9 protein-coding genes are annotated in these 12,735 nt (G+C 74.7%); all 9 read left to right on the top strand.

What is annotated here, in order from left to right:
* Positions 1-115: 115 nt before the first annotated feature.
* From RM779_RS08290 to RM779_RS08250, 9 genes are read left to right on the top strand one after another with little or no spacing between them, the layout of a single operon-like run.
* Positions 116-1,858, top strand: coding sequence for an FAD/NAD(P)-binding protein (locus RM779_RS08290; RefSeq protein WP_311617025.1), 1,743 nt, complete (start codon positions 116-118; stop codon positions 1,856-1,858).
* On the top strand, positions 1,855-3,033 hold the full coding sequence (locus RM779_RS08285; RefSeq protein ID WP_311617024.1) for a C45 family peptidase: 1,179 nt from the start codon (positions 1,855-1,857) through the stop codon (positions 3,031-3,033). Before RM779_RS08290 ends, RM779_RS08285 begins: the two co-directional genes overlap by 4 nt.
* Positions 3,030-4,574 (top strand): ABC transporter substrate-binding protein, encoded by a 1,545-nt coding sequence (locus RM779_RS08280; protein WP_311617023.1) that lies wholly within the window; start codon positions 3,030-3,032, stop codon positions 4,572-4,574. Before RM779_RS08285 ends, RM779_RS08280 begins: the two co-directional genes overlap by 4 nt.
* Entirely contained in the window at positions 4,575-5,507 is a 933-nt protein-coding gene (locus RM779_RS08275; protein ID WP_311617022.1) for an ABC transporter permease, read from the top strand.
* A gap of 3 nt (positions 5,508-5,510) precedes the next feature.
* Positions 5,511-6,410 carry an ABC transporter permease gene (locus RM779_RS08270; protein WP_311617021.1) on the top strand — a complete coding sequence of 300 codons (900 nt, stop codon included), beginning with the start codon at positions 5,511-5,513 and terminating at the stop codon, positions 6,408-6,410.
* Entirely contained in the window at positions 6,410-7,594 is a 1,185-nt protein-coding gene (locus tag RM779_RS08265) for a M24 family metallopeptidase (protein WP_311617020.1), read from the top strand. The genes RM779_RS08270 and RM779_RS08265 overlap by 1 nt, the downstream gene beginning before the upstream one ends.
* Before the next feature lie 14 nt (positions 7,595-7,608).
* Positions 7,609-9,405, top strand: a complete 1,797-nt coding sequence (locus tag RM779_RS08260) for an ABC transporter ATP-binding protein (RefSeq protein WP_311617019.1) — start codon at positions 7,609-7,611, stop codon at positions 9,403-9,405.
* 11 nt (positions 9,406-9,416) lie between these two features.
* Complete coding sequence (locus RM779_RS08255; RefSeq protein WP_311617018.1) at positions 9,417-10,469, top strand: peroxidase-related enzyme; 1,053 nt, start codon at positions 9,417-9,419, stop codon at positions 10,467-10,469.
* The gene (locus RM779_RS08250; protein ID WP_311617017.1) at positions 10,466-12,733 is read left to right on the top strand and encodes a molybdopterin-dependent oxidoreductase; all 2,268 of its coding nucleotides are present in this window, start codon (positions 10,466-10,468) and stop codon (positions 12,731-12,733) included. The genes RM779_RS08255 and RM779_RS08250 overlap by 4 nt, the downstream gene beginning before the upstream one ends.
* The last annotated feature ends 2 nt before the right edge of the window (positions 12,734-12,735 follow it).

Here is a 12,735-nt window from a genome sequence, read left to right as displayed (position 1 = left end):
GGAATATGGGACGGCAATTGACCACGGAATGGGACGCCCTTGACGTGCCGGACGGAAACGAGGCAGATTTCCCGTTCGTTGAACGCCCCGGAGATTCTGCGAATGTGAAGCCACCATGCCCGATGCCGCCGAGCCCGCGGAAGCGGTCGATGTCGCCGTGGTCGGCGCGGGCCCGCGGGGCATCTCCACGGCGGAGCGCATCGTGGCCCGCCACCGTTCGGCTCACCGCCCGGGAACGGGGCCCGAGCTGCGGGTTCTCCTGATCGATCCGTACCGGGCCGGGCCGGGGAAGGTCTGGCACACCGAGCAGCCCGCCGAGCTGCTGATGAACACCATGAGCGCCGACAACACCGTCTTCCCCGATCCCTCCGTGCGGCTCGCCTCTCCCGTGGGAACGGGACCCACATTTCTGGAGTGGCTGCGCAGAATCGCCGCGGAAGGCCATCGGAACGCCGAGTGCGTGGCATTCGCCCGGGCTTCGGGGGAACGGGATTACGCGCCCCGTCGCATCTACGGCGAATATCTCGCCGACGCCCTGGAATCGATACGCAGCGCCCCCGGGCCGGTACGCACCGCGGTGTCGCGCGACACCGTCGAGCGGATCGTGCCCGCCGGGGGCGGCCACCTGCTGCGCCTCGCCTCCGGCGGTACCGTCACGGCCCGGTCCGTGGTGCTGGCCACCGGACACCTCGACGCGGCGCCGCCCGTGCACGGCGGGCACCTGACCGGCCGCCACCCCACGGACTACGGTCTCGACGCCGTCCCCGCGGGGGCCGAGGTACTGCTGCGCGGCGGCGGGCTCAACGCCTACGACGTCATCGCCCTGCTGACGGCCGGTCGCGGCGGGCGGTTCACGCCCGCGGGCTACGTCCCCAGCGGCCGCGAGCCGCGGCTGTGGATCACCACGCGGCGCGGCGTTCCCTACCACGCGCGGGTCGACACCCCGGGCGTGCGCACGCCCGTCGCGCATCTGACGCCCGGTGCCGTCGACCGGCTGGCCGCGCGCGACCGCATCGATTTCCGTTCCGACGTGCTGCCGCTGCTGCGCGCCGATCTCGCACTCGCCTGGCGGGAGCGCGGGGCCGCGGGACCGCCCGATCTGGAGGCGGTCGCCGCGCCGCTGCGCGGCCGCGGCTTCGCGGACGCCGACGCGCTCCAGGAGTGGTTCGCCGGCCACCTGGAGGCCGATGCCGCCGCCGCGACCGACCCGGCCCTGCCGCCCGCCGCCGCCCTCGCCGTCGCGATCCGCCAGGCGCGGCCCGCGCTGACCCGCATCATCACCGCGGGCAACCTCACCGGCGAGTCCTACCGGCGCGACGTCCTCGGTCACCTCAACGGGTTCGCGAACTTCCTGTCCGCGGGGCCGCCCGCCCGCCGGGTGCGCGAGCTGCGCGCCCTGCTGGCCGCCGGCGTGGTGCGCCTGCTCGGCCCGGCGCGGCCCGCCCCGGGCGGCGGCTGGGCGGCCACGGCCGTGCCCGGCCTCACCCTCGTGCCCGATCTCGTGATCGACGCCTGGATTCCGGCCGTCGACGTCGCCTCGGCGGGGCCAGGCATCGTCCGTGCCCTCCTCGCGGACGGTATGGGCCGCCCGCACACCCTGCCATCCGCCACCCCCGGCGCCCCGCCCCTGCCCACCGGCGCGCTCGACGTGCGGGCCGCGGACGGGCGGGTGCGATGTCCCGGCGGCGGTGTCCACGACGCGCTGTTCGCCGTCGGAGTGCCCCTGGAAGGGGTGCGCTGGACCACCGCCATCGGTGCCCGCCCCGGCACCGACTCCGCCTTCTTCCACGAGACCGACCAGGTCGCCGCCGAGGTGCTCGCCCACCTCGCCGGCGTCCCTGAGGAGATCCTGCCGTGACTTCCGCGACACCGCCGAGCACCGTTACCGCCGAACACCCGGGCCACTGGGTCGAGTTCGGCCTCTCCCCGACCTCCGCCGCCGTTCCCGCGGGGCCGCGGGGCGCCTTCCTCGACCTGAACGGCACCCCGGCCGAACAGGGCGCGCAGCACGGCCGCGCCGCCCGCGCGGCCATCGCCGCCAACATCGACGCCGTCCGCCGCGACGTCGCCGAACTGTGCGGCGACGACGCCGCACGCGAACGCTACGAGCGGTGCCTGGCCGCCAATACGGACTTCCTGCGCCGCCACGACCCCGAGCAGTACGCCGAACTCGCCGGGATCGCCGAGGGCGCGGGCGTCGCCCTGCGGGACGTCCTGGCGCTCAACCTGCCCGCCCACATGGTGCTGCGGTGGTTGCCGCAGGAGTGCAGCCAGCTCGTCGTCGGCGGCGAACGGGCCGCCGCAGGCACCACGCTGCTGGCCAAGACCCGCGACATGGCCGGCCACTTCGTGGACCACGTCGTGCTGCGCCGCCGCTACCCGGACGGGCGGCGCGTCGTCGAGGTGACCGTCGCGGGCAGCGTGCTGTGGCCGGGGAGCGGCGTCAACGACGCCGGTGTCGCCATGTCGACCTCCGGGGTGTGGAGCGTCAGGACCGGGGTGGACTGGCGTGCCTCGGGCGAGGGCTGGATTCTGATCAACAGCCACGCGCTGCTGCGCCGGGCCGGGACGGCCGAGGAGTTCGCCGCGCTGCTGCGCGACCAGCCGCGGCTGTCGGGCCTCAACATCGCGCTCGCCGACCGCGCCGGCCGCCGGCTCGCCGTCGAGGCCACGGCGCACGACGTCTTCCTGCGCGCCGACTCCGACCGCCACGTGCTGACCAATCACTACGAGTGCGCCGCCACGGCGCCGCTCGCCCCCACCGCGGAGGAGAACGGCTCCTCCTACCACCGGGGCCGCGTCGCGGGCACCGCGCTCGACGCGGCCCGCGGTCTCACTCCCGGCGAACTGGCCGTGCTGCTCGCCGACCACGACGGCCACCCGCAGCACAGCCTGTGCCGCCACCAGGTCGAAGGCGCCGGCTCGGAGACCACCTACGCCTCCATCGCCGTGCTGCCCGAAGGCGCGTTCTACGTCACCCTGGGCAACCCGTGCGCCTCCGACCGTTCCGTGTTCGCGGGGGACGGCCGGTGAGCGCGCTCGGCCGCCGCGGATTCCTCGGGCTCGGCGCGGGCGCGGCGCTCGCGCTCGGCCTCACCGGATGCCTGTCCGCGGCCTCCCCCGCCGCCAGGGCACGCCGCTCCGAGGCGGTGATCGGCCTGTCCGCCGCCGTCACCACGCTCGACCCGATGAACACCACCTCGGTCGGTACGGACCTGTCCGTCCTGTCCTCCGTCTACTCCTCGCTCGTCACCCGCAGGCCCGACCTGTCCATCGGCCCGGATGCCGCGGTCTCCTGGGACCGGCCGGAACCCACCCGCTGGCGTTTCCGGCTCGACGGGAACGCGGCGTTCGCCGACGGCACGCCGCTGGACGCCGAGGCCGTCGCGTGGAACGTCGCACGGCTCCTCGACGCCGGCAACGCGCTGCGGATGACCTCCAACTTCCCGCTGCTGCGCGGCGCCGAGCCCGTCGACGCGCACACCGTCGACCTCGTCACCTCCGAGCCGGACGCCGATCTCCCGGCCGCCCTGTCGTTCCTGTACCTGCTCAGCCCCGGCTGGACGGCCCGCCACAACCCGGCGACCGAGGCCATGGGGTCGGGGCCGTACGAGATCGTCCGCTACAGCCCCGGCGGCAATGTCGAGCTGCGGGCCCGCTCCGGATACTGGGGCCCCGCCCCCGCCATCAGGGACATCACCTTCCGCATCACGCCCTCGGAGTCGGCCCGCGTCTCCGGGCTGCTCTCGGGCGAACTCGACATGGTCGCGGGGCTCGACCCGCAGGACCTCGAACGACTGGCCGCCGACCGGGCGTTGACGGTGCACCAGCTCGACACGACGCGGATGGCGTTCATCAAGCTCAACACCCTCGCCGGCCCGATGCGCGACATCCGGGTGCGGCACGCCGTCAACTACGCCGTCGACAAGCGGGCCATCACCGGCAGCCTGCTGAAGGACACGGTGGAGCCGAGCCCTGGCCAGCTGCTGACCGCCGACTACGCCGGCCACGACGACGGCCTCACCGGCTACCCCTACGACCCGGAGCGGGCCCGCGCACTGCTCGCCGAGGCCGGATTCGGCCCCGGCCGGCCGCTCAGCGTCGAACTGACCGTGCCCAGCGGGCAGTACGTCGCGGGCGACCTGATCGTGCAGGCCGTCGCGCAGCAGCTGCGGCAGGTCGGGGTGCGGGCCTCGATCAACAGCATCCCGTTCACCGTCTACATGCAGAAGTACCTTGTCGACCAGGACATGTCGGATATGCAGTACATCACGCAGGCGTGGCCGACGCTGGCCGCCGGCGGTCTGTACGGCCTGTTCGTCTCCGACAGCCCCTACGCCTACTGGGCGGACGAGGAGTTCACCGACGCCGTCACCGAGGCGCGCGCGAGCACCGACACCGCCCGCCGCGACGAGCTGTACGCCGCCGCGGCCCGGCGCGCCCGCGAACAGGCGCCCGTCCTCTTCCTCTTCCCGCAGCCCGGCATCCACGGCACCGCGAAGAACCTCCGCTGGCGGCCACGCCCCGACGACTGGGTGCGGCCCGCCGAGATGGCGTGGAAGGAGGCGGCGTAGATGCTCGCGTTCGTCCTGCGGCGGCTCGGCCTGACCCTGGTCGCCGTCTGGGGTGCCCTGTCGGCCGTCTTCCTGGTGCTCCACACCTCAGGCGACCCCGCCCTCATGATGGCCCCCGTCGGCGCCGACGAGGAGCAGATCGCCGCCCTCAGCCACGCCCTGGGCTACGACCGGCCCATCGCGGAGCAGTACGTCGCCTTCTTCGGCGACGTACTGCGCGGCGACTTCCCCGATTCACTGACCTTCCAGCAGTCCGCGCTGCACGTCGTGTGGGAACGCCTGCCGGCCACCCTCACCCTCGCCGCCACCGCGCTCGCCCTCGCCTGCCTCGGCGCCGCGGCGGCGGGCCTGTGGGCCGGGGGAGCGGGCGGGCGCGGCGGGGCGCGCCGCGAGTGGCCGATGTGGCTGGTGTTCCTCGCCCAGTCCGTGCCCGGCTTCTACATCGGCGTGCTGCTGGTCTGGATCTTCGGCGTGGAACTGCGCTGGCTGCCCACCTCGGGAGCCGCCGGCCCCGCCGCGCTGATCCTGCCCGCCGTCACCCTCGCCTGCGGCGTCACCCCGCCGCTCGCCCGCGTCTTCCGCAACAGCCTGCGCGGCGAACTCGCCCGCCCCTACACCAGGACCGGCACCGCGCTCGGCATGTCCCGCGCCCGCGTGCTGCGGCACGCCGCCCACGGCTCGATGCTGCCGGTCGTCACCGTCCTCGGCCTCGAAGCCGGGGCCCTGCTCGGCGGCACGGTCATCGTGGAGAGCGTCTTCTCCTGGCCGGGCGTCGGGCAACTGGTCATCACCGCGCTCCAGAACGAGGACTATCCGCTGGTGCTGGCCGACCTGACGTTCCTGATCACCGCCTTCGTCCTGGTCAACCTGATCGTCGACCTGCTCTACGGCCTCCTCGACCCCAGGGTCAGGCACAGCAGCGGAAGGAGCTGACCGATGAGGAAAACCAGGAAGTCGAGGACGCCCCGCCGGAACCCGTTCTTCTCCGCCGGAGCGTTCGGCGCCTTCGTGCTCGGCGCCATCGTGCTCGTCACCCTGCTCGCGCCGCTGATCGCCCCGCATGACCCGCTCGCCCAGGACCTCGCGCACACCAACGCGGCACCCGGCGAGCACGGCTACCTGCTGGGCACCGACCAGCTCGGCCGCGACCTGCTCAGCCGCCTGCTGTACGGCGCCAGGACCCCGCTGCTGGTCGGCGTGCTCGCCGTGCTCTGCGGCGGCCTGTTCGGCACCGCGCTCGGCCTGCTCGCCGGGTTCACCCGCGGCTGGCCCGACCAGATCCTGTCCCGGCTCACCGACATCCAGCTGGCGCTGCCCTCGATCCTGCTGGCGCTGCTCGTGCTCTCCTTCGGCGGCCAGTCGACGGCCGTTCTGGTGCTGGTGATCGCGCTCACCGGCTGGCCCGCCTACTTCCGGCTGGTCCGCGCGCGCGTCCTCGCGCTGCGCACCAGCGAGTACGTGGAGGCGTCCCTGACCCAGGGCATACCCGCCTGGCGGGTCGCGGTCCGCGACCTGCTGCCCGGCGTCCGCGGCCTCGTCGCGGTCACCGCCACCCTCGACCTGTCCCGCGCCGTGCTGATGGAGGCCGGCCTCAGCTACCTCGGGCTCGGCGCCCAGGCCCCGGAGGCGGACTGGGGGCTGATGGTCTCCGAGGGCCAGGGCCAGCTCCTCAGCTCCTGGTGGATCGCCGTCCTGCCCGGCCTCGGCCTCGTGCTCCTGGTGATCTCCGCCAACCTGCTGGGCGACCACCTGGCCCACCGGCGCGAGGACCACAGCGGCCGGGAGGCCGCCGCCGAACCGTCCCTGGCCGCCCCGACCCCCGCAAGGAGCCCCTGATGCTTCCCGACGCCTCCGCCGTGCGGGCCCGCTGGGCCCGCGTCCAGGATCAGCTGCGCGCCGACGACGTCGACGCCATGATCGTCGTCAAGCCGCAGAACACGTTCTACCTCTCCGGCTACACCCCGATGATCTACTCGCACCCGGTGCTGGTCGTGCTGCCCGCCGTGGGGGACCCCGTCTTCGTCCTGCACGCGCTGCGCGCCCACTCCTCCCGGCAGACCTCGCTGATCACCGACATCCGCCCCTACGGGCGGTGGGCCAGGGAAATCGGCCCCGACCACTGGTGGCAGGTGCTGGCCGACGTGCTGGCGGAACGCGGCCTGTCCGGCGGACGCATCGGCGTGGAGGGCGAGTTCCTGCCCCTCAACCACCACAGGACCATGGAACGGGCGTTGCCGGCCGCCACGTTCACCGACAGCGGCCCGGCGCTCATGCGCGCCCGCTACGTCAAGGACGCGGCCGAGCTGGAGTCGTTCCGGATCGCCTGCGAGATCGCCGACGCCGGTATGGACGCGGCGCTGACCGCCAAGCGGGAGCGGCGCAGCGAGGTCGAGGTGTCGGCCGCGGCGATGCGCACCATGCAGGAGGTGTGGTCCACCCGCCACCCGGACCGGCTCGCCATGGACTTCGGCAACCTGGAGGGCGGCGTCTTCAACGCCCTGTGGGCCTACTCCCTCGTCGGCGACCGCGTCCCGATGAACTCCGCGCCCCCCACCACGCGTCGCCCGGCCGAGGGCGAGATCCAGTGGACCGTCATCTGGACGGCCGTCGACGGCATGCACGCCGAGAACGAGCGTTCGGCGGCCATCGGCAGGCTCGACGCCGAACGGCAGCGGGCCTTCGAGGCCCTGCTGGCCATCCGCGACGAGGCACAGGACGTCCTGCGGCCCGGCCGCTCCTGCGCCGACGTCTACGAGGCCGCGCGCGCCGCGTACCGCCGCCACGGCTACGGCGACTACCTGCCCGGCCGCGTCGGCCACGGCCTCGGGCTCGGCCCGCACGAGCAGCCCAGCCTCGGCCCCGGCGAGAACCTGGTGCTCGCCCCCGGCATGACCCTGACCTTCGAGCCGAACCTGCGCATCCCCAGCTTCGGCGGCCTCCAGCACTCCGACAGCCTCGTCATCACCGACGACGGTTTCGAATACCTCACCCGCACCCGCCGCGACCTGATCCAGGTCTGACCCAGGAGAGCGCCATGGCTCAGCACCACGCGGCACCGGCCGCTCCGCCCCTGCTCCGGATCTCGGGACTCGGCGTCGCCTTCGGCGGGACGGCCGCCGTGCGCGACGCCTCCTGGGAGGTGCGGCCCGGCGAGATCGTCGGGCTCGTCGGCGAGTCGGGATCGGGCAAGAGCGCCACCGGACTTGCCGTTCTCGGCCTGCACGGACCGCACGCCTGCGTCACGGGAAGCATCCGCCTCGACGGGCGCGAACTGGCGGGCGCGGACGAGAAGACGCTGCGCGGCATCCGCGGCCGGCGCGTCGCGATGATCTTCCAGGACGCGCTCGACGCCCTCAACCCCTACCGGACGGTCGGCGCCCAGCTGGCCGAGGCCTACCGCCTCCACCACGACGCCGGCCGCGCGGCGGCCCGCGAACGGGCCGTGGAACTGCTGGAGCGCGTCGGCATCGACCGCCCGGCCCAGCGGGCGAGGGAGTACCCGCACCAGTTCTCCGGCGGGATGCGCCAGCGCGTCATGATCGCGCTCGCGCTGGTCAACGAGCCGGAACTGATCATCGCCGACGAGCCCACCACGGCCCTGGACGCCACCGTCCAGGCCCAGGTCCTCGGCCAGCTGGTCCGCCTCCAGCGCGAGACCGGCATCGCCGTCGTCCTCATCACGCACGACTTCGGCGTCATCGAGCAGGTCTGCGACCGCGTCGTGGTCATGTACCGCGGCCGCGTCGTCGAGCAGGGTCCCACGCGCCGCGTCCTCGGCGGCGCCGTCCACCCCTACACCCGGGCCCTGGTCGCCTCCGTGCCCAGCATGGACGACGCCCCGGGCCGCCCGCTGCCCACCGTGCCCGAGGTCATCGGGCGCCTGATGGGCGAGGTCGACGAGGAACGGCTGGCCGACCCCGCCCTGCGCGTACCCGAAGGCGCCCCGCGCACCGCACCGGAACCCGCGGACGGTCCCGCGGACGGCGGGCCCGCGGACGGCGCGGTGCCCGCGGACGGTCCCGCGGACGGGCCCGCCGCGGCGGGCGGGGCGCTGCTCAGCGTCCGGGACCTCACCGTCACCTACCCGGTGGGGCTGCGGCGCAGCCACACGGCGGTGCGCGGCGTCTCGTTCGACATCGCGCCGGGCGAGACGTTCGGGCTCGTCGGCGAGTCAGGATCGGGGAAGAGCACCGTCTCGCGGGTGCTGCTCGGTCTCAAGCAGCCCGCCGCCGGCCAAGTGCTCCTGGACGGCGAGGACATCACCCGCCTCGGCCGCCGCGGGCGGCGCCGCCTGGCCCCCCGCGTCCAGATGGTCTTCCAGGACCCCTACGGCTCGCTCAACCCCGACCGGCGCGTCGGCGACACCGTCGGCGCGGGGCTCGCCCTGCACACCGGCCTCGGCCGCGCGGAGCGCCGCGCACGCGTGGCCGACCTCCTCGCCGAGGTCGGGCTCGACCCGGCGCTGGCCGACGCCTACCCCGGGCGGCTCTCCGGCGGGATGCGGCAGCGCGTCGGGATCGCCCGGGCACTGGCTCTGGAACCCGCCCTGCTGATCGCCGACGAACCCGTCTCCGCCCTCGACGTGTCGGTCCAGGCGCAGGTGCTCAACCTGCTGTCCGACCTCAGGCGGCGGCGCGGCCTCGCGATGCTGTTCGTCTCGCACGACCTCACCGTGGTGCGCCACATGAGCAGCCGCATCGCCGTCATGCGGGCCGGGGAGATCGTCGAGGCGGGCGACCGCGACCAGATCATGGAGTCGCCCGCGAGCGACTACACCCGGGCACTTCTGGACGCCGGCTACTCCATCAGCCGCGCCGGACGGGCCGCGTGAGGAGCCGCCCCGTGCCAGAAACACCCGACGCGATCGACCGTTTCACCGGCCACCTCCCCGAGGCGGCCCGCCTGCGCGCACTGCGCCCGCGCCTGCGCGCCCACCAGCAGCGCGCCCACGACGTGCTGTTCACCGGCCCCGGCACCCTGCCCGAGGCGCGGACCGCCGCGCACGCCGTCGCCGCCGAGCACCGCCACGCCGCGGCCCGCGACCACTACGCGGACCTGCTCGGTGCCCCGCCCGCCGCCGGCACCGCGGCCCGGCGGCGTGCGGACGCGGCCGTCGCGCACGCCCGGCGGCTGACCGCCGCCCCCTGGACCGCGTCCGGCACGGACATCGCGGACCTGCGGGCCGCGGGATTCTCCGACGCGGAGATCGTCACCCTCTCCCAGTCCATCGGCTTCGTGAACCAGCAGCTCCAACTCGCGGGCGCGCTGCGGCTGCTGGTCACCGGGCGGCCCGCCGACGGGCCCTCGGCCACGGTGGCGGGCGGCGCACGCTTCACCACCGACGTCCTCACCTGGCAGCCCGCGGTACGCCCGCTGGCCGCCGAGGAGCTGAGCGAGGAACACCGCCGCGCGCTGGCCGGGAAACGCGCGGACTCCCCGTACTTCCGCACCCTCGGCCACGATCTGGGCATCCTCGCGGAACGCACCGCCATCGACCTCGCCGCGTTCACCGCCGAGGGCGGCCTGCCGCGCGCCGAGCGCGAACTGGCCGCCACCGCCGTGTCCCTGCACAACGGCTGCGTCTACTGCGTGTCCGTGCACGCCAGGCTCGCCGGGCGGTCCGGCGGCGATCCCGAGGCCGTCGCCCGGCTCCTCGCGCACGGCTCGCGCGCCGTCATCGGCCGCCGCGGCGCCCTGGTCGTCCGGCTCGCCGCGGGCCTCGCGACCGTGCCGCTCACGGCCAACGGCGCCGACGTGGCCGCCCTGCGCGACGCCGGTCTCTCCGACCTTGAACTCGTCGATCTCGTGCACTGCGCCGCGTTCTTCGCCTGGGCCAACCGCCTCATGCTCAGCCTCGGCACGCACCGCGGGCCCACGGCGGGGGACGCGGCGTGAACGGCCCGCCCGGCGGCCGCCCGCACAGCTCCCACTGGGGTGCCTTCCACGCCGCCCACGACGCCGACGGGCTGCGGGTGCGCCCCGACCCGGCCGACCCGGAACCCTCGCCGCTGCTGGACAACCTGCCCGGCTTCACCCGCGCCCGCGTCACCCGGCCCCACGTCCGCCGCGGCTGGCTGACCGGCGGTCCTGGACCCGACACGGCCCGCGGCACCGACGACTTCGTGCCCGTGGACTGGGCGGAGGTCGTCCCGCTGCTGGCCGGCGAACTGGACCGGGTACGCACCGTCCACGGCAACCGCGCCATCTTCGGCGGCTCCTACGGCTGGGGCAGCGCCGGGCGCTTCCACCACGCGCAGAGCCAGGTCCACCGCTTCCTCAACGCGCTCGGCGGCTACACCCGTTCGGTCAACACCTACAGCCTGGGCGCCTCCCGCCCGCTGCTGCGGCACGTCGTCGGCAGCGACGCGCCGATCGCCGAGCCCACCACCTATCCGGTGCTCGCCGAGCACACCGGGCTCTTCGTCTGCTTCGGCGGCATGCCCGCCAAGAACGCCCAGGTCAACGCGGGCGGCGTGAGCCGGCACGGCGCGGCAGGTTACCTGCGCGCCGCCCGTGCGCGCGGGGCGCGCTTCGTGCTCGTCAGCCCGCTGCGCGACGATCTGGCCGATGACCTGGACGCCGAGTGGCTGGCGCCGGAACCCGGCACCGACACCGCCCTGATGCTGGCGCTCGCCCACGTGCTGCTGACCGAGGACCGCCACGACGAGGGCTTCCTGGCCCGCCACGTCACCGGCTTCGACGCCTTCCGCGGCTACGTGCTCGGACACACCGACCACGTGCCCAAGACGCCCGACTGGGCCGCGGCGATCTGCGGCATCCCCGCCGCCCGTATCGCCTCGCTCGCCCGCGAGATGGCCGCGACCCGCACCATGATCTCGCTCAGCTGGTCGCTCCAGCGGGCCCACCGCGGCGAACAGCCCCTGTGGGCCGGAGTCGCGCTGGCCGCGCTCCTCGGCCAGATCGGCCTGCCCGGCGGCGGGTTCGGCCACGGTTACGGCGCCACCGCGGGCACCGGCGCGGGCGTGCTGCCCTACCGGCTGCCGACGCTCCCGCAGGGCATCAACCCGGTACCGGACTTCATCCCCGTCGCCCGCATCGCCGACCTGCTGCTGAACCCCGGGGGCCGCTGCGACTACGACGGGCAGCGGCTGACCTACCCCGACATCCGGCTCGTCTACTGGTCCGGCGGGAACCCGTTCCACCACCACCAGGACCTGGCCCGGCTGCGCCGCGCGTTCACCCGGCCCGACACCGTCGTCGTCCACGAGCCGTACTGGACCGCGACCGCCCGGCACGCCGACATCGTGCTGCCGGCCACCACCACCCTGGAACGCGAGGACATCGGCGGCGCCAAGGAGGACCCGGTGCTGATCGCGATGCACCGCATCGCCGAACCGCAGGGGCAGGCCAGGGACGACTACGCGATCTTCGCCGCGCTGGCCGCGGAGCTGGGCGTGGCCGAGGAGTTCACGCGGGGCCGCACCGCGCGGCAGTGGCTGGCCCACCTCTACGAGAGCTGGCGCGCCGGCCTGGCGCCCGAACACGCCCCGGCCGAGGACTTCGCCGCCTTCTGGCCCGCGGGGCGCGTTCCGCTGCGCGGCCGGCGCGAACGGCACACCCTGTACGCCGCGTTCCGCGCCGACCCCGATGCCCACCCGCTGCCGACGCCCAGCGGCCGCATCGAGCTGTTCTCCCGCACGATCGACTCCTTCGGCTACGACGACTGCCCGGGCCACCCCGCCTGGCTGCCGCAGGACCCGCCCGATCCCGCGTTCCCGCTGCACCTGATCGCGAACAACCCCGCCACCAGGCTCCACAGCCAGCTGGACCACGGCCCGCACAGCGCCGCGGCCAAGATCGAGGGCCGCGAGCCGCTGCGGATGCACCCGGCGGACGTCGCCGCGTTCGGGCTGCGGCCCGGCGAGGTGATCCGCGTCCGCAGCGCCGTCGGCTCCTGCCTCGCCGCCGTCGTGCCGAGCGACGGGCTGCGCCGCGGGGTGGTCCAACTCGCCACCGGGGCGTGGTTCGACCCGTCCGCGCCCCAGGCCGCGACCTGCGTGCACGGCAACCCCAACGCGCTCACCGCCGACGTCGGCACCTCACGCCTCGCGCAGGGCTGCACCGGCCAGCTGGCGCGCGTCACGGTCGAACGCCTCACCGCCCCGCCGCCCCCCGTCCGCGCGCACGGCCCGGCCTGAGG

Origin of the sequence: Streptomyces johnsoniae (assembly GCF_031845565.1) — a bacterium.
Lineage (GTDB): Bacteria > Actinomycetota > Actinomycetes > Streptomycetales > Streptomycetaceae > Streptomyces > Streptomyces johnsoniae.
The sequence above is the reverse complement of the archived record's forward strand: the minus strand, read 5'-3'. Positions and strand labels throughout refer to the sequence as shown.